The organism is Streptomyces sp. NPDC002564 (genome assembly GCF_042889645.1).
Lineage (GTDB): Bacteria > Actinomycetota > Actinomycetes > Streptomycetales > Streptomycetaceae > Streptomyces.
Window position 1 is genome coordinate 315,190 of the sequence record NZ_JBIARE010000004.1, and the last position, 21,521, is coordinate 336,710.

Below are 21,521 nucleotides of genomic sequence, written 5' to 3' on the forward strand. Positions count from 1 at the left end.
AGGACGAGCCCGAAGGGCGATGAGGGGGTCCGGGGCACAGCCCCGTGACAGGGGCCCCGGGGTGACAGCACCCCGGGGCCCCGCCCACGTCAGCCGAGCGTCTCCGCCGCGGTCTGCGAGGAGTCCCGCAGGAAGCCCGCGCAGCGCTCGTACTCCTCCTGCTCGCCGATCGACTGCGCGGCCCGCGCAAGGGCGTGCAGGGCGCGCAGGAAGCCGCGGTTGGGCTCGTGCTCCCACGGCACCGGGCCGTGGCCCTTCCAGCCCGCGCGGCGCAGCGAGTCCAGGCCGCGGTGGTAGCCGGTGCGGGCGTACGCGTACGACTCGACGACGCTGCCGCGCTCGAACGCCTCGTCGGCCAGGCGGGCCCAGGCGAGCGAGGACGTGGGGTACTTCGCGGCGACGTCGGCGGCCGCCGTACCGTTCGCGAGGAGCTCGCGCGGCTCCGGGTCGTCGGGCAGGTGGGTCGGGGGCGGTCCCCCGAGCAGATCCTTGTGAATGGCCATGGGTTCCAGTCTGCTCCATACGCGGACGGGCCCGGCACCCAGGGAAGGGGTACCGGGCCCGTACGGACGCCGTGGGCGTTACTTCAGCTTCGTGCCCGTGGAGCGCAGGTTCGCGCAGGCCTCGGTGACGCGCTTGGCCATGCCCGCCTCGGCGGCCTTGCCCCAGGTGCGCGGGTCGTACGTCTTCTTCGAGCCGACCTCGCCGTCGACCTTCAGGACGCCGTCGTAATTCTTGAACATGTGGTCCGCGACGGGACGCGTGAAGGCGTACTGCGTGTCCGTGTCGAGGTTCATCTTCACGACGCCGTTCTCCAGGGCGGTCGCGATCTCCTCGGCGGTCGAGCCGGAGCCGCCGTGGAAGACGAAGTCGAACGGCTGCGCACCGGCGGGCTTGCCGTACTTGCCGGCGACACCCTCCTGGAGGTCCTTGAGGAGCTCCGGACGCAGGACGACGTTGCCCGGCTTGTAGACGCCGTGCACGTTGCCGAAGGACGCGGCCAGGAGGTAGCGGCCCTTCTCGCCCAGGCCCAGGGCCTCGGCGGTGCGCAGCGCGTCGTCGACGGTCGTGTACAGCTCGTCGTTGATCTCGTGGGTGACGCCGTCCTCCTCGCCGCCGGTCGGGGTGATCTCGACCTCGAGGATGATCTTCGCGGCGGCGGCCTTGGCCAGCAGCTCCTGGCCGATGGCCAGGTTGTCGGCGAGGGTCTCGGCCGAGCCGTCCCACATGTGCGACTGGAAGAGCGGGTTGCGGCCGGCCTTGACGCGCTCCGCGGAGACGTCGATCAGGGGCCGGACGTAGGTGTCCAGCTTGTCCTTGGGGCAGTGGTCGGTGTGCAGCGCGACGGTGATGTCGTACTTGGCGGCGACGATGTGCGCGAACTCGGCGAGCGCGACCGCGCCGGTGACCATGTCCTTGTTGTGCTGGCCACCCAGGAACTCCGCACCACCGGTGGAGATCTGGATGATGCCGTCGCTCTCCGCCTCCGCGAAGCCGCGCAGGGCCGCGTGCAGGGTCTGCGAGGAGGTCACGTTGATCGCCGGGTAGGCGAACTTGCCTGCCTTCGCCCGGTCGAGCATCTCGGCGTAGACCTCGGGGGTTGCGATGGGCATGTGTCCGCTCCTTGTGATGTGCGGGTGTGTGCTTGGCCCTGACCTAAGGGGGCGACGTCATCGTCGCCTCCATCTTTCCAGATCCGGCGGACGGCTCCGGCCGCAGTGCGGCGGGACCCGCGGGACTTAGGGCCCGCCCGGGAAGTCCCCGGGTCCTCAGTCGGCCAGTCCGAGATCGTCCTTCGAGTACGCGAAGAGGTAGGGCACGCCCGCGCCCTCGGTGATCTTCTCGCCGGCGCCGGTCGCGCGGTCCACGATCGTGGCGACGCCGACGACCTCGGCGCCCGCCTCGCGGACCGCCTCGACGGCGGTCAGCGGCGAGCCGCCGGTGGTGGAGGTGTCCTCGACGACCAGGACGCGGCGGCCCTTGATGTCCGGGCCCTCGACGCGGCGCTGCATGCCGTGCGCCTTGGCGGCCTTGCGGACCACGAAGGCGTCCAGGTGCCGGCCGCGCGCGGCGGAGGCGTGCAGCATCGCGCCCGCGACGGGGTCGGCGCCCATGGTCAGACCGCCCACGGCGTCGAAGTCGAGGTCCTTCGTCAGGTCGAGCAGGACCTGGCCGACCAGCGGGGCGGCCGCGCCGTCGAGGGTGACCCGGCGGAGGTCGATGTAGTAGTCGGCCTCCAGGCCGGAGGAGAGCGTCACCTTGCCGTGCACGACGGCCTTGTCCTTGATCTGCTGCAGCAGCTCGCCGCGTACGTCAGTCATGCCTAAGAGCTTAAAGCCGCCGCACGGCCGGTTGACGCACCGCACGGGACCGCCCCCGCGGGCCCCTCAGAGCCGGCGCCAGGTCCAGGTCGTCGCGGTCTCCAGGGGCTCGATGGGGGTGACCAGACGCGGGTCGGTGTTGAGCCCGTCCGGCGGTCCGGTCTGCGGCTCGACGCACACCGCGGCCTTCTGCTCGTCGTAGACGACGACCCACTGCTCGCGGCTCGCCACCCGCACCTCGACCTGGCCGGGCCAGGTCAGCGTCACGTCGACGCCGTCGGGCATGCCGAAGCAGTCGTCCCAGGGGCCGGGCGCGGGGGCGACGCGGCGGCCGGTGGGCAGGTGGTCGTCGCCGCGCTCCTCCTGCCAGGCGGGGCTGAAGTCGACCCGCACGTCCTGGTCGCCGAGGTTCCGGTTGAACCACGGGTGCCAGCCGGCCTGCGCGGGGAAGGAGTCGCCGTACGTCTCGACGCCCAGGCGCAGCGTCAGAGCGTCCTCGGTCAGCTCCACGATCTGGGTGACCCGGCCGGGGTGGGGCCAGGGGTCGGTCAGGTCGTACGTGAACACGGCCTCGGCCGGCGAGGTGCGCGCGGTGCGCCACTCGGCGTCGCGGGCGAAGCCGTGGATGGCGTGCGGCGGGGAGTTCAGCGGCATCTGGTGGACGGCGGCGCCGTCCCGGAACCGCCCGTCGCGGATCCGGCCGCACCACGGCACCATCGGGAAGCAGCCGTACTTCTGCCCCTGCCGGAGCAGCTCGACGCCGCCGATGCGCAGACTTCCGATGCGGCAGCCGTTGCCCGGCTGCACGGTCACTTCCGCGTCGCCCGCGGTGAGGGTCACGTTGTCGGTACTCACGGGGCCGACCCTACGGCGTGGGTGCTCAGCGGCGGCGGCGCAGGGCCCGGCCGACGACGATCGCCGAGGCCAGCGCGACGGCGGCGGCGGGCGCCGCCCAGCGCAGCGTGGCGCGGCCGGTGAGGGACTCGGGGGCGGGCGCCGGGGCGTACCGGCCGCGCGGCGGGGCGTGGTCGACCTCCTCGGCGCTGCGGCCGATCATGGTGCGGCGCGCGTGGGCGGCCTCGGCGGGCGGTACGTCGATGCTCTCGACGTCGTCCGCGGCATCGAGGTCGTCCAGGGCGTCCAGGGCCTCCAGCACCTCGTCGTCGTCGAGGTCGTCGGCGGGGTCGTCGGGCTCGTCCGCCGCGTCCAGGTCGTCGTTCAGCCGGGCGAGGGAGGGCGGCGGGACCTCGGTCTCGAACACGGTGGGGGCGGGGGCGGCGGCTGCCGGTCCGGGCTCCGGTGCGTCGTCCGGTGCGTCGTCCGGTGCGTCCTCCGGTTCGTCCTCCGCATCGGGGGCGGTGTCCGGGGGCGCGCCCGCGGCGAGGCCCTCGGCGAACCGTTCCAGCAGCTTGCGCGCCGCGGATTCCACAGCCTGTGGAGAACTTTCCGTGATCCGCCCGTCCGCGGCGGCGCTCCCGGCGAAGGCGAGCGTCGTGCCGTCGGCGGCCGGCACCAGCCGCACGGTCAGCGAGACCTGCACCGCTCCGGAGCCGCGCACCTCGGCGCCCTCGGCCTCGACGGCGTACGTCCCGTCGTCGCGGGCGTCGGCGCGCCCCGACCCGCGATACGTGATGGTGTGCCCGGCGACGCGCACCTTCAGGCGCCCGGAGAGCGGCCCCGCGCCCTCCTCCGCGTCGCGCTGGAGCCCCGGGACCGCCCCGGCCACCCGCTCGGGGTCTGCCAGGACCTCCCGGAGCCGCTCTGCCGAGACCGGAACGAACACCTCATGCTCCATGGCAGCCGAGCCTACCCACGCGGCCGCCACTTGTACGACAGTTCGTCGGACCGTGTACGTCAGTTCGCGTAACGGGGGTGCACCAGGGTGGAGGGCTCCAGGCCGGTCCTGCGGGTCCGCTCGGCCGCCCCGGCCCCGGCGCGCACCAGCTCCGAACCGGCCGCGCGCAGCAGGACGGGGGTGCTCCGCGAGGCCAGCACGAACCCCCAGTCGCGGGGCGCCCGCGCGCCCTGCGCCGTGCGGTCGGGCCCGGCGGCGAACCCGGCGCTGCGACCGCCCACGCGGTAGGGCACGGTCTGCAGGCCCGCCGCGCGCAGCGTCGCCTCGACGGTCCAGAAGATCCGCGCCCGGCCGGCCAGCGGGCCCGCGTGCACGGCGAGCCTGCCGCCGTCGGCGAGGACCCGGGTGGCGAGGCCGTAGAACTCCTGGGAGTAGAGCTTCGTGCTGGCGGTGATGCCGGGGTCGGGCAGGTCGGAGATCACCACGTCGTAGCGCGCGCGGGCCGAGCGCAGCCAGCGGAACGCGTCGGCGTTCACCACGCGCACCCGCGGGTCGCGGTAGACGTGGTCGTTCAGTTCGCTCAGGGCCGGGTCGTGCCGGGCGAGGTCGACGACGCCCGCGTCCAGCTCGACGACGTCGACGCGGCGCACCCCGGGGTGGCGCAGCACCTCGCGGGCCGCGAGGCCGTCGCCGCCGCCGAGGATGAGCACGCGCGCGTGCGGGCCGCGCAGGGCGGGGGTCACCAGGCCCTGGTGGTAGCGCTTCTCGTCGCGGCCGCTGATGCGCAGGCGGCCGTCGAGGAAGAGGTCGAGGGAGCCCTCCTTGCCGCCGGTGAGGACGACCTCCTGGACGTCGGTCTGCACGGCGACCCGGACGTCCCCGCCGTACACCGCGCGCCGGGCGGCCCGCTCGAAGTCGTCGACGAGCACGGCGGCGGAGGCGAGCAGGGAGAGCACGACGACGTTGGCCGTCAGGAGCACCCAGCGGCCGCGCACGCTCAGGTCCCGCCCGAACAGGCCGAACACGAGCGCACCGCCCGCGAGGGCGTTGACCGAACCGGTGAACAGGGCGCCGGTGAGCTGGCCGAACAGCGGGAGCAGCAGGAAGGGGAAGGCGAGGCCGCCGACCAGGGCGCCCACGTAGTCGGCGGCGAAGAGGTCGGCGACGGCGCCGCTGGCGTCCTGGCGCCGGATGCGCTGGATGAGCACCATCAGGAGCGGCACCTCGGCGCCGATGAGGATGCCGATGGCCAGGGAGAACGCCACGAGCAGCGATCTCGACCCGCCCGCCCACACCTCGCCCCGGTCGCCGGTCCACGCGAACGCCGCGTACAACGCCATGGCGCTGCACCCGCCGACCAGCGCGAGCGCCGCCTCGACCAGGCCGAACCAGACCGAGGCCCGGCAGCGCAGCCGCTTGGCGAGCAGCGAGCCGATGCCCATGGCGAAGACCATCACCGAGAGCACGACGGAGGCCTGGGTGACGGAGTCACCGATCAGGTACGAGGCCAGGGCGACCAGTTCGAGTTCGTACACGAGGCCGCAGGCAGCGCAGACGAACACCCCTGCGAGGACGAAGAAGCGTCCTGTCCGGGGCGAGACCGGCAAGGGCACCGACGACTCGATCACCCTGGCACGCTACGTCACGGCGCGCTCACACCGGGTCCCCCACATGGGTGCAACTCCCCCCTCACAGCGCCGCGGGCAGGGGCATCCGCGCCCCTACCCGCGTCCGGGTGGCCACCAACTGGCCGTCCTGCGGATACGCGTGCCACGTGCGCCACATCAACGCCCCTTCGTGGCGCTGCGCGAGCAGGGCGGTGAAGGCGTGCGGGCTGCCGGGGAACACGCCCGCGAGGCCGTGCGGGTGTTCGGCCACCAGGGCGAGCAACTCCTGGGCGCGCCCGGCGAACTGACCGCGCGACAGGGTCTCGACGCGCGCGGCGAATTCGTACTCCCATTCGCCGAGGCGCTTGGAGACGCCGAGGGGGAGGGGGGTACTGCTGCCGGGGATGCAGGCCACCGTCTCGGAACAGCCGCCCTGGTCCTCCTCCACGAGCACCTGGTGCGATGCCCCGAGCAGTCTCAACTGCATCTTCGCGCCCGTCAGTTCCACGTCGAGGGTGGCCAGGGCGGGCAGCGGCTCGCGCCCCAGGGCCCAGGCGAGGTCCGCGGCGCGCGTGTCGGTATAGACAGTCTTCAGGGTCGTGAGCATGGGTCGGCTCCGCTAACACGCAATGGAGGTGGGGCCGGCGCACCCGGTTCGGACACCGGGAGGTCGGAATGCCGGCTCGTGCCCACGAGAACGTCGGGGGACGGGTGTCCGGACTTCGGTCCGCGAAACCTGTGCCTGACGTCCGAGGGCGGTGCTGACGGTTAAGAGGGAATCATGGTCGGCGACACTGCCACAGCGTTTTTACCCAACTTCGTAGGGTTTCCATCCCCATGAGGGCTGCACAGTTCAACTGTTCAGTACGGCAACGACAGCACGCACCGGAGCGCACCCCCGCCGCGCTCCCCCGCACAACGACGAAGCGCCCGGCGGGAATTGTCCGCCCCCGGGCGCTCCATGGAATCGGTGGACCAGCTGCCCCGTGTCAGCTGCCTCCGCCGCATCCACCCCCGCCGCCCCCGCACGAGGACCCACCGCCGCCGCAGGACGAACCGCCCCCGCACGAGTGACCCCCGCCGCAGGAGTGCCCGCCGTGATGGCCGCCCCCGTGGTGGCCGCCGCTGTCGCCGCCGCCCGCCCACCAGCTGCCGCCGCCCGCCGTCGTACCGGACGCGCCGCCCGAGCTCCACGGCCTGCGGGGCTTGCGCCGCTTGCTGCCGCGGACACCGAACCCCGCGGCCACGGCGAACACCAGCACCGCAACGAAGACGAAAGCCAGGATCATGGCCCTCACACTCCTTCCGTTCCCCCGCAGCAAGGTCCCCCGTGGGCCGTGCTTCTCGCGTGCCAGGGGGATGCCCCCGCCCGCCGCGGCGCAAAGCAGAGTTGAGGAACTCCAGAGGTTCGGCGCAGGATGGCGGCCATGACGTCCTCCTCCGGGCGCGAGCGCCCGCTGCTCAACCGCCGCCTCGCCGAGTTCGGCACGACGATTTTCGCCGAGATGTCCGCACTCGCGGTGTCCACGGGCGCGATCAACCTCGGCCAGGGCTTCCCCGACACCGACGGCCCCGAGGCCGTGCGGGAGGCCGCGGTGCGGGCGCTGCGCGACGGGCGCGGCAACCAGTACCCGCCGGGCCCCGGCGTCCCCGAGCTGCGCACGGCGATCGCCGCGCACCAGCAGGACCGCTACGCCCTCGCGTACGACCCCGACCGCGAGGTCCTGGTCACCGCCGGCGCGACCGAGGCGATCGCGGCGTCGCTGCTCGCCCTCGTCGAGCCCGGCGACGAGGTCGTCGCGCTGGAGCCCTACTACGACTCGTACGCCGCCTCGATCGCGCTGGCCGGCGGCACCCGCGTACCGGTCACCCTGCGCCCCCGCGACGGGCGCTTCGTCCTCGACCTGGACGAGCTGCGCGACGCGGTCACCGACCGCACCCGGCTGCTGCTGCTCAACACCCCGCACAACCCGACCGGCACGGTCCTCACCCGCGCCGAGCTCGCCGAGATCGCGAAGCTCGCGGTCGAGCGCGACCTGCTGGTCGTCACCGACGAGGTGTACGAGCACCTGGTGTTCGACGACGCCGAGCACATCCCGCTCGCCTCCTTCCCCGGCATGCGCGAGCGCACGGTCACCATCGGCTCGGCGGGCAAGACGTTCTCGTTCACCGGCTGGAAGGTCGGCTGGGTGACGGCCTCGCCCGAGCTGGTCACGGCGGTCCGCTCGGCCAAGCAGTTCCTCACCTATGTCTCCTCGGGGCCCTTCCAGTACGCGGTCGCCGAGGCGCTCGCCCTGCCCGCCGCCTACTTCGACGGCTTCCGCGCGGACCTGCGCGCCAAGCGCGACCTGCTCGCCGACGGCCTGGCGGCGGCGGGCTTCGACGTCTACCGCCCGGCGGGCACCTACTTCGTGACGACCGACATCACCCCGCTCGGCGAGACGGACGGCTTCGCCTTCTGCCGCTCGCTCCCCGAGCGCGCCGGTGTCGTGGCGATCCCCAACGCCGTCTTCTACGACCACCGCGACGCGGGCGCCCCCTTCGTGCGCTTCGCGTTCTGCAAGCGCACGGCGGTCCTGGAGGAGGCGGTCACCCGCCTCAAGTCGCTGGCGGGCTGACCGGCCTACCCCGCACGGCTCCCCCGGGTCGCGCCCGGTCCGCGGGGAGCGCAGGGTGCGGATGTGAGCCAGTCCAGCACCCTCCTCACCGCCCCCGGCACGACGGCCGGTCCGGCTCCCGGCGGGCACACCCCCCGCCCGCGCCGTGCGGGCCGCCTGCCCGCGACGGTCGCGGGCCCCGCGGTCGCCCTCGGGCTCTTCGCCGCCGCCCGCCTCACCGGCCTGGCGTGCGTCGCGCTGGCCGCGCACCTCACCCACCAGGACACCGGCCGGCTGCTCGGCCAGTCCTGGGACTCCCGCTGGTACACGGGGATCGCCGCGCACGGCTACGGGCACACCCTGCGCTTCGGACCCGACGTGGTCCAGAGCGACCTCGCGTTCTTCCCCCTCTACCCGGGGCTGGTGCGGGCCGTCGCCGCCGTGCTGCCGGTGGGCCACGCCACGGCGGGACTGCTGCTGTCCTGGCTCGCGGCCGGTGCCGCCGCGTGCGGCCTGTACGCGATCGGGGAGCGGCTGCACGGGCGGCGCGCCGCCACCTACCTGGTGCTGCTCTGGGCGCTGCTCCCGCACTCCGTGGTGCTCTCGCTCGCCTACACCGAACCGCTGCTCACCGCTTTCGCCGCCTGGTCGTTGTACGCGGTGCTGACCGGGCGGTGGCTGTGGGCGGGCGCGCTGGCCGCGCTCGCCGGGCTCGCGCGGCCCAACGGCTTCGCGGTGGCCGCGGCGGTCTGCGCGACGGCGGCGTACGAGCTCGCCGTACGGATCGTGCGGATCGCACGGATCAAAGAGGAGCGCGGCCGAAAAGTTGCCCACAGCCTGTGGACAGTCGCGGCGGGCGCGGCGCTCGCCCCGCTCGGATGGGCATCCTATGTCCTCTATGTGGGCATTCGTGAGGGCGATCCGCTGCACGGTTATTTCGCGGTGCAGCGCGGCTGGGGATCCCGCTTCGACTTCGGCGCGGGCTCGCTCGTCTTCGTCAAGCACCTGCTGCGCGACGGCGACAAGCTCGTCTTCCCGATCGCCCTCGTCGTCGTGGCGGTGTCCCTGCTGCTCTTCGCGCTGCTGCTCGCCGGGCGCGCACCGCTGCCGCTGGTCGCCTACACGGCCGTCCTGGTGCTCGTCACCGTCGGCGGCTCCGGCTTCTTCGAGTCCAAGCCGCGCTTCCTGCTGCCCGCGTTCCCGCTGCTGATCCCGCCGGCCCTGGCCATGACGAGAGCCCGGTCCAGAAGCGTCCACCTGGTGGTGTGCGCCCTGGCCGGGCTCTCGCTCGCGTACGGGACGTATCTGGTGACGACCGCCCGCATGCCCCTGTAGGACGAGGGCTCAGGCCTCGTCGTCGGGCTTGTCGCCGGTCTCGCCCTCGGCCGAGTCGACGTCGGCCTCCAGGCCGAGCTGCTCGACGAGCCAGCGGTCGAACTCGATCGCGGCGCGCACCCAGCTGACCGTCGACGACACGAAGTGCTCCAGGGAGACACCGGTGCCGATCAGCATCTGGGCCTCGCCGATCAGGCGGACCGTGCCGTCGTCGTGCGTGTGGCTGTAGACCTTGGGCCACAGCGTGCGGCGGTTCCAGTCGTCGATCGACTCCAGGAGCTGCTGCTTCTCCTCGATCTGGTGCGGCCGGTCGTAGAACGTCCGCACCGAGAAGACCTGCTGGTCGTCCTCGCCGCGGAACATGAAGTACGTACGGAACTCCTCCCACGGCGCCGCGAGGTCACCCTCGTCGTCGACGACGTGCTTGAGCTCCATCTGGTCCAGGAGCTGCTTGACCAGATCCTGGTCGGGGACGACGGGGCCCGCCGGTCCTGCGCCCTGCTGCGGTTCGGGCTGGCCCCCGAAATTCGGAATGGAGGACGGGTCGATGCTCACGTACTTTGTCCCTTCGTATGGATGGGCCCATCCTCTCTCAGGGTGGGCCCCCCGGGGCAAGCCCGGCCCCTCGGCTATCAGGTTTCCGCCGTTCGCCGACTGCGGACAGGCCCTGGCCGGTCGCGCGGTCCCCCGCCCCCTGAGACGGGCGCTGCGCGCCCTCCGAGGGGCGCGGGGAACTGCGCGAGGACGGACCACTGCCCGCAGACGGACTCTGTGCGTCCCGGGCAGACGGGATGCCGTTACAGCGACTTGCCCCCCGCGGCACCCGCCGGGCCCACGATCAGCCCGTCCCCGGCGTGGTCCACGCGGACCACGTCGCCGTCCTTGACCTCGCCCGCCAGGATCTCCTTGGCGAGACGGTCGCCGATGGAGGTCTGGATCAGGCGCCGCAACGGCCGCGCGCCGTACGCCGGGTCGTTGCCCTCGTCCGCCAGCCAGGCCAGCGCCGCGGGCGTGACCTCCAGCGTGAGCCGCCGGTCGGCGAGCCGCTTGGCGAGGCGGTTGATCTGCAGCTCGGCGATGTGCGCCAGCTCGTCCCTGCTGAGCGCCGAGAAGACGACGAGGTCGTCGAGGCGGTTGAGGAACTCCGGCTTGAAGGAGGCCCTGACGACCTCGAGCACCTGCTGCTTCTTCTCCTCCTCACCCGTCAGCGGCTCCACCAGGTACTGGCTGCCCAGGTTGGAGGTGAGGATCAGGATGGTGTTGCGGAAGTCGACCGTCCGCCCCTGTCCGTCGGTCAGCCGCCCGTCGTCGAGCACCTGCAGGAGCACGTCGAAGACCTCGGGGTGCGCCTTCTCGACCTCGTCGAGGAGCACGACGCTGTACGGCCGGCGCCGCACCGCCTCGGTCAGCTGGCCGCCCTCCTCGTACCCGACGTAGCCGGGCGGGGCGCCGACGAGCCGCGCGACGCTGTGCTTCTCGCCGTACTCGCTCATGTCGATGCGGACCATGGCCCGCTCGTCGTCGAAGAGGAAGTCCGCGAGGGCCTTGGCCAGCTCGGTCTTGCCCACGCCGGTCGGGCCCAGGAAGAGGAAGGAGCCGGTGGGGCGGTCGGGGTCGGCGATCCCGGCACGGGTGCGCCGCACCGCGTCGGACACCGCGCGCACCGCCTCGCCCTGGCCGATCAGCCGCTTGCCGAGCTCGTCCTCCATGCGCAGCAGCTTCTGCGTCTCGCCCTCCAGGAGGCGCCCCGCGGGGATGCCGGTCCAGGAGCCCACCACGTCGGCGATGTCGTCGGGGCCGACCTCCTCCTTGACCATGGTGTCCTTGGCCTGGACGGCCTCCTCCTCGGCCTCGGACGCGGCCTCCAGGTCGCGCTCCAGGGTCGGGATCTCTCCGTAGAGCAGCTTGGATGCGGTGTCGAAGTCGCCGTCGCGCTGGGCCCGTTCGGCCTGGCCGCGCAGCTCGTCGAGCTTCTCCTTCAGCTCACCGACGCGGTTGAGGGACTGCTTCTCCTTCTCCCAGCGGGCGGTGAGGCCGCGCAGCTCCTCCTCCTTGTCGGCGAGGTCGCGGCGCAGCTTCTCCAGGCGCTGCTTGCTCGCGGGGTCGGTCTCCTTGTCGAGCGCGAGCTCCTCCATGCGCAGCCGGTCGACGGAGCGCTGCAGCTCGTCGATCTCGACCGGCGAGGAGTCGATCTCCATGCGCAGCCGGGACGCGGCCTCGTCGACGAGGTCGATGGCCTTGTCGGGCAGGAAGCGTGAGGTGATGTAGCGGTCCGAGAGCGTGGCGGCGGCGACGAGCGCGCTGTCGGCGATCTGGACCTTGTGGTGCGCCTCGTACCGCCCCTTGAGGCCGCGCAGGATGGCGATGGAGTCCTCGACGGACGGCTCGGCGACCAGCACCTGCTGGAAGCGGCGCTCCAGGGCCGGGTCCTTCTCGATCCGCTCGCGGTACTCGTCGAGGGTGGTGGCGCCGACCATGCGCAGCTCGCCGCGGGCGAGCATGGGCTTGAGCATGTTGCCCGCGTCCATGGCGGAGTCGCCGCCGGCCCCGGCGCCCACGACGGTGTGCAGCTCGTCGATGAACGTGATGATCTGCCCGTCGCTCTCCTTGATCTCGGAGAGGACGGTCTTGAGGCGCTCCTCGAACTCGCCGCGGTACTTCGCTCCGGCGACCATGGCGCCGAGGTCCAGTGAGACCAGGCGCTTGTTCTTCAGCGACTCGGGGACGTCCCCCTTCACGATCCGCTGGGCCAGGCCCTCGACGACGGCGGTCTTGCCGACGCCGGGCTCGCCGATGAGGACGGGGTTGTTCTTCGTGCGCCGCGACAGGACCTGCACCACGCGGCGGATCTCCTGATCGCGCCCGATGACCGGGTCGAGCCTGCCCTCGCGGGCGGCGGCGGTGAAATCGGTGCCGAACTTCTCCAGCGCCTTGTACTGACCCTCGGGGTCGGGTGTGGTCACCCGGCGCCCTCCCCTGCTCGTCTCGAATGCCTCCAGCAGCTTCTTGCTGCCGGCTCCGTGCCCGGTGAGTACGTCCCCGGCCTTGCCGCCCTTGGCCGCGATGCCGATGAGCAGGTGCTCCGTGGACAGGTAGTCGTCGCCCAGCTCCTTGGCCCGCTTGCCGGCGTCCGCGACGACGGCGAGCAGCTCGCGGTCGGGCTGCGGGGCCGCGACGGTGGACCCGGTCACGCTGGGCAGCGCCGCGAGGACCCGCTCGGTGTCCGCGCGCACCGCCGCCTGGTCGGCGCCGGCCGCGGCGAGCAGGTCGGTGATGTTCTCGTTGTCCTGCCCCTCCAGCAGCGCGAGCAGCAGATGCGCGGGGGTCAGATCGGGGTGGCCGTCCTGCACGGCCCGGCTGCTGGCCGCGTTGATCGCGTCCCGGCTCCTGTTGGTCAGCTCTGCGTCCACGTGCGCTTCTCCTCCTTACGGGTCCTGCTTACGGGGCCCACCACTAACACTGACTACATCAGCGTACACAAAGTTGAGTCTATTCCACTCAAGTAAGGCCGGGGAAGGCCGGGCGGCTATGTTCCGTAGCCATGACCGAGTCCCCCTCCGCACCGCGTGCCACTCCCCGCATCGACCCGCTGGATCCGCCCGAGCCCTATCTGAGCTTCTGGCGGGAACGGCACCACTGCACCCTGACGACGCTGCGCCCGGACGGCAGCCCGCACGTGGCGCCGGTGGGCGTGACGTACGACCCGGCGGCGGGGGTCGCCCGGGTGCTCGCCCGCAGGACCAGCCGGAAGGTCGCGCACATCCGCGCGGCGGCGGGCGAGGACGGCTCCGGGGCGCGGGTGGCGGTGTGCCAGCACGCGGGCCGGCGCTGGGCGACGCTGGAGGGGCGGGCGCGGATCCGTACGGAGCCGGCGGCGGTCGCGGAGGCGGAGCTGCGCTTCGAGGAGCGCTACGGGCGCAGGCCGACGCCCAACCCGGACCGGGTCCTCATCGAGATCACGCTGACGCGGGCGATGGGCAAGCCGTAGGGCGCGCCGCCGCGCTCGGGACCGGCGGCCGGGCACACCACAGCGGCGCCACCGTGTTCAGGTCCACGGTGGCGCCGCTGCTGGGGGAAGCGCCTGCGCGATTTACAACGACGGGGGAATCGCGTCAGGCACTGCGGGGGGTGGCTGTGATGTTGTCCGGGACACCCAGGGCGTCCGGTCCGTGCTGTTCCTGCTGCCCGACCACCTGGTGGTCGCGCCGGTCGAGATTGACGAACACCATCCCGTACCGGATCGCGCAGCGTACGGGCTGCGGCGCGCCGCGCGGCCTGCGCAGGCACCGGTAGGCCCGGATCTCCTCCTCGTCGTCACGCGTGACGACGATCGGCTCGCCGAGCAGGGTCACCATCAACGAGTCGCCGCGGTGGGGGATCGCGGTCACCAGATCGATGAAGTGCCAGCCGGAGCGGTAGGCGGTGGCCATTTCTCGGCGGAAGGTGCGGTCGTCGGGAGGGGTGCTCATGCCTTGCCCCCCGCTCCCACACCCCAGGACAGGTCCTGAGTGCTCCACGCGAGATCCTGCGCCTGCGAGTGCCAGGACAGGTCCGAGCGCGGCGCGGACACTGCCGTCCGGCCGGCCGGCTCGCTGTTCCAGGAGAGATCAAGAGTGGTCACCGCACCCAGGCCCAGCCCGACGGAGAAGGTGGTGACAAGCACCGAGCGAAGCATGCGCTTAAACATGATCGGCTTCGTCCTCACTTGGTAGATTTCTCTCCCCCGGCTCTAGAGACGATGTCTCAATTGAGCACGTCAAAGCCACAGGGTCGATGCATCATGTTCCTGCACGTTCAGGACCCTGGGGGGTGGAGATTTGCTTACAACTGGCACTAAACCGACACATCCTCACCCCTCGGCGCCTCTCTGTGCCGACGGGTCGAGGCTGTACGCCCACGCGCTGGCCCACGGACGGCTCGCCCGGCCCGAGGCCGAGAACGCGCCCTGCCTCCTGGAATCCGGTCTGCTGCACCCGGACCCGGACGACAGCGCCTGGCTCTGTCCGATTTCTCCGGCCACCGCACTCGCCCAGCGCCTCAACCCGCTGGAACGGGAGATCCGGGACCGGCGGAGACTCGCTGTACAGCTCACAGACATTTTCGAGCCATTCATGGCGATCACCGCGCGCGCCGAGCCGACGTCCCCCTCGATCACCGTCCTGGAGAACGACGGGCACATCGACGCCGCCATCGAGCGGGCCACGGCCGAGTGCACCTTCGAGATCCTCACCGCCCAGCCCGGCGGCGGCCGCAGCGAGGACTCGCTCACCGTCGCGCTCCAGCGCGGGCAGACCGTGCTCGACCGCGGCATCACCATGCGGACCCTCTACCAGCACACCGTCCGGCACAGCCAGGGCACGCTGGCCTACGCGGCCCGGATGGCCAAGGGCAACGTACAGATCAGGACCCTCGAGGAACTGATCGACCGACTCATGATCTTCGACCGCACGGTCGCCCTCATCCCCGCCCGCGAGGACCGCCAGGTCGCCCTCGAACTGCGCCACCCCGGCATCGTCGAGTACCTCGCCAAGGTCTTCGAGCACCAGTGGAGCAAGGCCACGCCGCTGATCGACGAAGTGCCCTACGCCCCCACCTCGGACGGGATAACCGGCGTCCAGCGCTCCATAGCCAAACTCCTCATCGACGGCCACGTCGACGAGGCCATCGCCCGCCGCCTCGGCATGAACGTCCGCACCTGCCGGGCCCACATCGCGAAGATCGCCGCCGCCCTCGGCAGCGGCAGCCGCGCGCAACTGGGCTACCTCATCGCGCAGTCGGGCATCCTCGACCAGGACCGGCCGACCTGACACGAGGACCCGCCCGGCGGGCGCCCGCCGGCCGTCCCCCGCGCCCCGCCCACGGCGGATCCGGCACCGGAACCCGACGCCCGGAACAAGACACGTGGAAGCCGCCGTCCAGAAGCAGACACTTCCACCACGGCATCCGGCCCGGCCCGTCACCGCCTGCATAGAATCGCGACGCTTCAACCAGGCAGGAGGGGGCTCGCATGGCCACGAAGCACTTACTGCACGCCGTCGAAGAACTCTGTGAAGCGGGGCTGCACGTGTACACCCGGGCCTTGCACGGAGGCCGGATCCACCACAGCGAGGCCCGCGCGGTCCCCTGCCTCGTGGACCTCGGTCTGCTGCGGCCCGACCTCGTCGACCTGCAGTGGCTGCGCCCCGCCGCCCCCGCCGCGCTGCACGACCTGTGCGGCGTCCTCGGCACCGACGTCGAGGGCCCCACCCTCACCGTCCTCGACGGCCTCGACCAGATCAACTCGGCCATCGACCGCGCGATGTACGACGTCACGGACGAGTTCCTCGCCGTCCAGCCCGGCGGCACCCGGCCGCCGGAGACCTTGGCCGAAGTCTTCCCCCGGGACCAGGCGATCCTCACCCGCGGGTGCCGCATGCGCACCCTGTACCAGCACACAACGCGCCATTCTCTGCCCGTCCTCGCCTACTTCGAACAGCTCGAAGGCGACACCGAGGCCCGCACCCTGGACGAGGTCACCGACCGGCTCTTCGTCTTCGACCGGACCGTCGCCTTCATCCCGGCGAGCAAGGACCGCACCATCGCCCTGGAGCTGCGCCACCCGGCCCTCGTCGAGTACTTCGCCACCACCTTCTGGCGGCTGTGGCGGCTGGCCACCCCCATGTGGCCGCAGGCCGCCCCGCAGCCCTCCGAGGGCGGCATCACCGCACGCCAGCGCGCCATCGCCGGTCTGCTCGTGGAGGGCCTGACCGACGCCGAGATGGCCGACAGGCTCGGCATGAACATCCGAACCGCCCGCGTCCACATCGCCAAGCTCGCCGCCACCCTGGGCAGCAGCAGCCGCGCCCAACTCGGCTATCTGATCGGCCAGTCGGGACTGCTCGACCGGGAGCCGTGAGGGGCCCGGGTCAGGGCGCCCCCGCCGCCCACTCCCGCAGCAGCGCCTCCCGCTCCCCCGCCCGCGGCGAACCGCCCTCGTGGCGGCGGCCCCAGTCCGACATCGCGGTCAGCGTGGTCAGCAGCGAGCCCGCGCCCTCGGTCAGGCGGGACAGCAGCTCGCGGGAGAGGTCGTACTCCTTCTGCGAGTAGCCGATCGCCGCCGCCGTGTACGCCGTCAGCTCCGTCTCGGCGCCCTCGGCGTCCGTGAGCCGGACCGTCATCGTCGGCGCCTCGTCGCCCCCGCCGAGGCCCACCGTGAGCACCAGGTCGACGGCCACGCCGACGTTCCGCTTCAGCGACCGCACCGGCACGTCGTCGATCGCCAGCGCGTGCACGTCCTCCCACGGCCACATGCCGGTCTGCCGGTCGCCGAGGGCGAGGATGCCCTCCGGCGTCAGGCGCACCCCGGGCGCGAGCCCGACCGGCTTGGCCCCCACATAGACATCGCCCTCGGCGATCCAGAACAGCCCCACCATGGCCACGGCCGGCCCCCCACTCCCGTGAAAATTCCCCTGAAAACAGCGATACAGGGCCGGGAGGCGGTCACCTCCCGGCCCTGTATCAGGGTACGGAACCTACTGCTCCGTCGATCTCTTCGGCCGCCACACCACCAGCGCGCCCGCCTGCTGCACGTCCTGGTAGGGGACGAGATCGCGGCGGTACGAGGCGTGCACCGCCGCTTCACGTTGCTGCATGGCGACGGCGGCTCCCTCCACGGCCGCGGACAGCTCCGCGATCCGCGACTGGAGCGCCGTCACCTGGTTCTCCAGCTCGATGATGCGCTTGATGCCGGCGAGGTTGATGCCCTCCTCCTGCGACAACTGCTGCACGGTGCGCAGCAGTTCGATGTCGCGGGCGGAGTAGCGGCGGCCGCGGCCCGCGGTGCGGTCCGGGGAGACCAGGCCCAGGCGGTCGTACTGCCGCAGGGTCTGGGGGTGGAGGCCGCTCAGCTGGGCGGCCACCGAGATGACGTACACCGGCGTCTCGTCGGTGAGTTGATACGGATTGCGACGACGGCCGTCCATCTCATGCTCCCTTCGCGGCCTGGAACAGTTCTGCCCGCGGGTCGTCGCCCGCAGTCGCCTCGCGGTAGGACTCCAGCGCTTCCTTCGCGGCGTCGGACAGCGATGTCGGGACCGACACCTCCACCGTCACCAGCAGGTCGCCCCGGGTGCCGTCCTTGCGGACCGCTCCCTTGCCGCGGGCCCGCATCGTACGGCCGTTCGGCGTGCCGGCGGGCAGCTTCAGGGTGACCGGCGGGCCGCCCAGGGTGGGCACCTTGACCTCGCCGCCCAGGGCCGCCTCGGGGTACGTCACCGGCACCGTGACCGTCAGGTTGTCGCCCTTGCGGCCGAAGACCGGGTGGGCGTCGACGTGCACGACCACGTAGAGGTCGCCGGCCGGGCCGCCGCGCTCGCCGGGCGCGCCCTTGCCGCGCAGGCGGATGCGCTGCCCGTCCGACACACCGGCCGGGATCCGCACCTGCATCGTCCGGGACGACTTGGCGCGGCCGCTGCCGCCGCAGACCTCGCACGGGTCCTGGGCGATGAGGCCCCGGCCCTTGCAGTCCATGCACGGATCGGTGAGGGAGAACCCCCCGCCGCCGCCCCGCGAGACCTGCCCGGTGCCGACGCAGGTCGGGCACACGCGCGGCGTGCCGTTCTTGTCGCCGGTGCCGGAACAGGCCTTGCAGGCCGCCTGGGAGGACATGCGCAGCGGCACCGTCGCGCCGTCGACCGCCTCCGTGAAGCTCAGCGTGACCTCGGACTCGATGTCCTGGCCGCGCCGCGGCTGCGTCCGGGTGCCGCCCGGGGCACCCGCGCCGCCGCGGTTGAACAGGCCCCCGAAGACGTCACCGAGACCGCCCCCGAAGCCGCCGCCGGCCGCTCCCCCGCCGCCCTGGGCGGTGCCTCCGAAGAGGTCGCCCAGGTCGAAGTTGAACGAACCGCCGCCGCCTCCGGGGCCCTGGCGGAATCCGCCGTTGCCGAAGAGAGCACGTGCTTCGTCGTACTCCTTGCGCTTCTTGGGGTCACCGAGGACGTCGTTCGCCTCGGAGACCTCCTTGAAACGCTCCTCCGCCTTGGGATTGCCCTTGTTGGCGTCCGGGTGGTTCTCGCGGGCGAGCTTCCGGTACGCCTTCTTGATCTCGGCCTCGGTGGCGTCCTTGGGGACGCCGAGGACCTTGTAGTAGTCCTTCTCGATGAAGTCCTTGGTGCTCATCCCCGACGTCCCTCCTCACTCATGTCGTGACCGTCAGCCCTCGTCCGGGCCACCGGTCTCCTTCTTCTCGTCGGCCGCGTCCGCCGTGGCCTCGGCACCCTCGGGTGCCTCGCCCTTGACGGTCTGCGCGCCCGGCTGGGGCTCGGCGACGGCCACCCGCGCGGGGCGGATGGTGCGCTCGCCGATGCGATACCCCGGCTGCAGGATCGCGACGCACGTCGTCTCGGTGACGTCCGGTGCGTAGCTGTGCATCAGGGCCTCGTGGATCGTCGGGTCGAAGGGCTCGCCCTCCTTGCCGAACTGCTGCAGCCCCAGCTTGGCGACGACGGTCTCCAGGGACTCGGCCACCGACTTGAAGCCGCCCACCAGCTCGCCGTGCTCGCGCGCGCGGCCGATGTCGTCGAGGGTGGGAAGGAGCTCGGAGAGGAGGTTCGCCGAGGCGATCTCCTTCACCGTCACCTTGTCCCGCTCCACCCGACGGCGGTAGTTCTGGTACTCGGCCTGCAGCCGCTGCAGGTCCCCGGTGCGCTCGTTGAGCGCGGTGCGCACCTGGTCCAGCTGGGCGGTCAGGCCCACGTCCTGCGCGGACGTCTTGCTGCTTGCGTCCCCGGCCGGGGCCGCCGGGCCCTCCTCGGTGGAGGGCTCGGCGGCCTTCGGCGCCGCGTCATCAGGGGTGGCGCCGGAGGGGACGTCAGGCTTCTCGGCGTTCTCGCCGAAGCCCGGGGTCTCCTCGGTCATCAGGCGGCGCCGCCCTTCGCGTCACCGGGCTTCTCGTCGTCGACGATCTCGGCGTCCACGACGTCGTCGTCGGCCTTGGGCTGCTCGGCACCCGGGGCCGCGCCCTCGGGACCGCCCGCGGCCTGCGCGCCCTGGGCGTCGGCGTACATGGCCTGGCCCAGCTTCTGCGAGACGGCGGCGACCTTCTCGGTGGCGGTGCGGATCTCGGCCGTGTCCTCGCCCTTGAGCTTTTCCTTCAGCTCGGTGACGGCTTCCTCGACCTCGGTCTTCACGTCGCCCGGGACCTTGTCCTCGTTGTCCTTGAGGAACTTCTCGGTCTGGTAGACGAGCTGCTCGCCCTGGTTGCGCGACTCGGCGGCCTCGCGGCGGGCGTGGTCCTCGTCCGCGTACTTCTCGGCCTCCTCGCGCATGCGGTTGACCTCGTCCTTCGGCAGCGAGGAGCCGCCGGTGACGGTCATCTTCTGCTCCTTGCCCGTGCCCAGGTCCTTCGCGGTCACGTGCATGATGCCGTTGGCGTCGATGTCGAAGGCGACCTCGATCTGCGGGACACCGCGCGGGGCCGGCGGCAGGCCCGTGAGCTCGAACATCCCGAGCTTCTTGTTGTACGCCGCGATCTCGCGCTCGCCCTGGTAGACCTGGATCTGCACGGACGGCTGGTTGTCCTCGGCCGTCGTGAAGATCTCCGAGCGCTTGGTCGGGATCGTGGTGTTGCGCTCGATGAGCTTGGTCATGATCCCTCCCTTGGTCTCGATGCCGAGGGAGAGCGGGGTGACGTCGAGGAGCAGGACGTCCTTGACCTCGCCCTTGAGGACACCGGCCTGGAGGGCGGCGCCGATGGCGACGACCTCGTCCGGGTTCACGCCCTTGTTGGCGTCCTGGCCGCCGGTCAGCTCCTTGACGAGCTCCGCGACGGCGGGCATGCGGGTGGAGCCGCCGACGAGGACGACGTGGTCGATCTCGGAGAGCTGGATGCCCGCGTCCTTGATGACGTTGTGGAACGGCGTCTTGCAGCGCTCCAGGAGGTCGGACGTGAGCTGCTGGAACTGGGCGCGCGTGAGCTTCTCGTCCAGGTGCAGCGGGCCCTCGGCGGACGCCGTGATGTAGGGCAGGTTGATCGTGGTCTCCGTGGAGGAGGAGAGCTCGATCTTGGCCTTCTCGGCCGCCTCGCGCAGGCGCTGGAGCGCCATCTTGTCCTTGGCGAGGTCCACGCCGTGGCCGTTGTTGAACTGCTTGACCAGGTAGTCGACGACGCGCTGGTCCCAGTCGTCACCACCGAGGTGGTTGTCGCCGTTCGTGGCCTTCACCTCGACGACGCCGTCGCCGATCTCCAGGAGGGACACGTCGAAGGTGCCGCCACCGAGGTCGAAGACGAGGATCGTCTGGTCGTCCTTGTCGAGGCCGTACGCCAGGGCGGCGGCGGTGGGCTCGTTGACGATGCGCAGGACGTTCAGGCCCGCGATCTCGCCGGCCTCCTTGGTGGCCTGGCGCTCGGAGTCGTTGAAGTACGCGGGGACGGTGATGACCGCGTCGGCCACCTTCTCGCCCAGGTACGACTCGGCGTCGCGCTTCAGCTTCTGCAGGATGAACGCGGAGATCTGCTGGGGGTTGAACCCCTTGTCGTCGATGTCCACCTTCCAGTCGGTGCCCATGTGGCGCTTGACCGACCGGATGGTCCTGTCGACGTTGGTGACCGCCTGGCGCTTGGCGACCTCGCCGACGAGCACCTCGCCGTTCTTCGCGAAGGCGACGACGGACGGCGTGGTCCTGGCGCCTTCGGCGTTGGTGATGACGGTGGGCTCGCCGCCTTCGAGAACGCTGACGACGGAGTTAGTCGTGCCCAGGTCGATGCCGACCGCACGTGCCATTTCGATTCCTCCAGAGGTACATCTTGAGTGGATCTGACTCAAGGATGCACGGTCGCCCCGCCGGAGTCAACAGAGCTGAGTCGAGGGGACTCAACTCTTATCCGGCC

22 protein-coding genes are annotated in these 21,521 nt (G+C 71.8%); 5 read left to right on the forward strand and 17 right to left on the reverse strand.

Features of this window, described 5'->3' with window-relative positions:
• Nucleotides 1–89 precede the first annotated feature (89 nt).
• From ACFYXE_RS16675 to ACFYXE_RS16710, 8 genes are all read right to left on the reverse strand, one after another.
• On the reverse strand, nt 90–503 hold the full coding sequence (locus tag ACFYXE_RS16675; RefSeq protein ID WP_361169530.1) for a DUF3151 domain-containing protein: 414 nt from the start codon (nt 501–503) through the stop codon (nt 90–92).
• 78 nt (nt 504–581) lie between these two features.
• Nucleotides 582–1,613 (reverse strand): class II fructose-bisphosphate aldolase, encoded by a 1,032-nt coding sequence (fbaA, locus tag ACFYXE_RS16680; protein WP_361169527.1) that lies wholly within the window; start codon nt 1,611–1,613, stop codon nt 582–584.
• Between the two features lie 156 nt (nt 1,614–1,769).
• Nucleotides 1,770–2,321: an orotate phosphoribosyltransferase gene (pyrE, locus tag ACFYXE_RS16685; RefSeq protein ID WP_361169524.1), complete on the reverse strand. Its 552-nt coding sequence runs from the start codon at nt 2,319–2,321 to the stop codon at nt 1,770–1,772.
• Nucleotides 2,322–2,387: 66 nt separating this feature from the next.
• Nucleotides 2,388–3,176: an aldose 1-epimerase gene (locus tag ACFYXE_RS16690; RefSeq protein ID WP_389313026.1), complete on the reverse strand. Its 789-nt coding sequence runs from the start codon at nt 3,174–3,176 to the stop codon at nt 2,388–2,390.
• A gap of 25 nt (nt 3,177–3,201) precedes the next feature.
• Entirely contained in the window at nt 3,202–4,116 is a 915-nt protein-coding gene (locus ACFYXE_RS16695) for an SRPBCC domain-containing protein (protein WP_389313028.1), read from the reverse strand.
• A gap of 59 nt (nt 4,117–4,175) precedes the next feature.
• Nucleotides 4,176–5,744: a polyamine aminopropyltransferase gene (locus tag ACFYXE_RS16700; RefSeq protein ID WP_389313030.1), complete on the reverse strand. Its 1,569-nt coding sequence runs from the start codon at nt 5,742–5,744 to the stop codon at nt 4,176–4,178.
• 61 nt (nt 5,745–5,805) lie between these two features.
• Nucleotides 5,806–6,330, reverse strand: a complete 525-nt coding sequence (locus ACFYXE_RS16705; protein ID WP_389313032.1) for a DUF2617 family protein — start codon at nt 6,328–6,330, stop codon at nt 5,806–5,808.
• A gap of 382 nt (nt 6,331–6,712) precedes the next feature.
• Nucleotides 6,713–7,012 (reverse strand): hypothetical protein, encoded by a 300-nt coding sequence (locus ACFYXE_RS16710; protein ID WP_389313034.1) that lies wholly within the window; start codon nt 7,010–7,012, stop codon nt 6,713–6,715.
• 138 nt (nt 7,013–7,150) lie between these two features.
• On the opposite strand from ACFYXE_RS16710, the gene ACFYXE_RS16715 reads away from it, so the two are divergent.
• Nucleotides 7,151–8,341 carry a pyridoxal phosphate-dependent aminotransferase gene (locus ACFYXE_RS16715; RefSeq protein ID WP_361176284.1) on the forward strand — a complete coding sequence of 397 codons (1,191 nt, stop codon included), beginning with the start codon at nt 7,151–7,153 and terminating at the stop codon, nt 8,339–8,341.
• A gap of 63 nt (nt 8,342–8,404) precedes the next feature.
• Entirely contained in the window at nt 8,405–9,655 is a 1,251-nt protein-coding gene (locus ACFYXE_RS16720) for a mannosyltransferase family protein (RefSeq protein ID WP_389313036.1), read from the forward strand.
• Between the two features lie 9 nt (nt 9,656–9,664).
• On the opposite strand, the gene ACFYXE_RS16725 is transcribed toward ACFYXE_RS16720, so the two are convergent.
• Both ACFYXE_RS16725 and clpB read right to left on the reverse strand, forming a co-directional pair.
• Nucleotides 9,665–10,210 carry a YbjN domain-containing protein gene (locus tag ACFYXE_RS16725; protein WP_361176282.1) on the reverse strand — a complete coding sequence of 182 codons (546 nt, stop codon included), beginning with the start codon at nt 10,208–10,210 and terminating at the stop codon, nt 9,665–9,667.
• A 242-nt stretch (nt 10,211–10,452) separates the two neighbouring features.
• Complete coding sequence (gene clpB, locus ACFYXE_RS16730) at nt 10,453–13,065, reverse strand: ATP-dependent chaperone ClpB (RefSeq protein ID WP_389313039.1); 2,613 nt, start codon at nt 13,063–13,065, stop codon at nt 10,453–10,455.
• 131 nt (nt 13,066–13,196) lie between these two features.
• On the opposite strand from clpB, the gene ACFYXE_RS16735 reads away from it, so the two are divergent.
• A complete protein-coding gene (locus ACFYXE_RS16735; protein WP_389313041.1) occupies nt 13,197–13,643 on the forward strand; it encodes a pyridoxamine 5'-phosphate oxidase family protein in 447 nt (148 codons plus the stop codon).
• A gap of 124 nt (nt 13,644–13,767) precedes the next feature.
• Here the strand turns inward: ACFYXE_RS16735 and ACFYXE_RS16740 are convergent, their stop codons facing one another.
• Nucleotides 13,768–14,124 carry a hypothetical protein gene (locus ACFYXE_RS16740; RefSeq protein WP_361176276.1) on the reverse strand — a complete coding sequence of 119 codons (357 nt, stop codon included), beginning with the start codon at nt 14,122–14,124 and terminating at the stop codon, nt 13,768–13,770.
• Nucleotides 14,121–14,342 (reverse strand): hypothetical protein, encoded by a 222-nt coding sequence (locus ACFYXE_RS16745; RefSeq protein WP_389313043.1) that lies wholly within the window; start codon nt 14,340–14,342, stop codon nt 14,121–14,123. The genes ACFYXE_RS16740 and ACFYXE_RS16745 overlap by 4 nt, the downstream gene beginning before the upstream one ends.
• 130 nt (nt 14,343–14,472) lie before the next feature.
• Between ACFYXE_RS16745 and ACFYXE_RS16750 the strand changes: the two genes are divergently transcribed.
• Both ACFYXE_RS16750 and ACFYXE_RS16755 read left to right on the forward strand, forming a co-directional pair.
• Nucleotides 14,473–15,462, forward strand: a complete 990-nt coding sequence (locus ACFYXE_RS16750) for a helix-turn-helix transcriptional regulator (protein ID WP_361176272.1) — start codon at nt 14,473–14,475, stop codon at nt 15,460–15,462.
• A gap of 200 nt (nt 15,463–15,662) precedes the next feature.
• Nucleotides 15,663–16,550, forward strand: a complete 888-nt coding sequence (locus tag ACFYXE_RS16755; RefSeq protein WP_389313045.1) for a helix-turn-helix transcriptional regulator — start codon at nt 15,663–15,665, stop codon at nt 16,548–16,550.
• 10 nt (nt 16,551–16,560) lie between these two features.
• Here the strand turns inward: ACFYXE_RS16755 and ACFYXE_RS16760 are convergent, their stop codons facing one another.
• The 5 genes from ACFYXE_RS16760 to dnaK all read right to left on the reverse strand — a co-directional run bounded on the left by ACFYXE_RS16760 (nt 16,561) and on the right by dnaK (nt 21,414).
• On the reverse strand, nt 16,561–17,067 hold the full coding sequence (locus ACFYXE_RS16760) for a hypothetical protein (RefSeq protein ID WP_389313646.1): 507 nt from the start codon (nt 17,065–17,067) through the stop codon (nt 16,561–16,563).
• A gap of 99 nt (nt 17,068–17,166) precedes the next feature.
• Nucleotides 17,167–17,616: a heat shock protein transcriptional repressor HspR gene (locus tag ACFYXE_RS16765; protein ID WP_361176268.1), complete on the reverse strand. Its 450-nt coding sequence runs from the start codon at nt 17,614–17,616 to the stop codon at nt 17,167–17,169.
• Between the two features lies 1 nt (nt 17,617).
• Nucleotides 17,618–18,811, reverse strand: coding sequence for a molecular chaperone DnaJ (dnaJ, locus tag ACFYXE_RS16770; RefSeq protein WP_361176266.1), 1,194 nt, complete (start codon nt 18,809–18,811; stop codon nt 17,618–17,620).
• A 33-nt stretch (nt 18,812–18,844) separates the two neighbouring features.
• Complete coding sequence (gene grpE, locus ACFYXE_RS16775) at nt 18,845–19,549, reverse strand: nucleotide exchange factor GrpE (protein ID WP_389313048.1); 705 nt, start codon at nt 19,547–19,549, stop codon at nt 18,845–18,847.
• Complete coding sequence (dnaK, locus tag ACFYXE_RS16780) at nt 19,549–21,414, reverse strand: molecular chaperone DnaK (protein ID WP_361176262.1); 1,866 nt, start codon at nt 21,412–21,414, stop codon at nt 19,549–19,551. Before dnaK ends, grpE begins: the two co-directional genes overlap by 1 nt.
• Between the last annotated feature and the right edge of the window lie 107 nt (nt 21,415–21,521).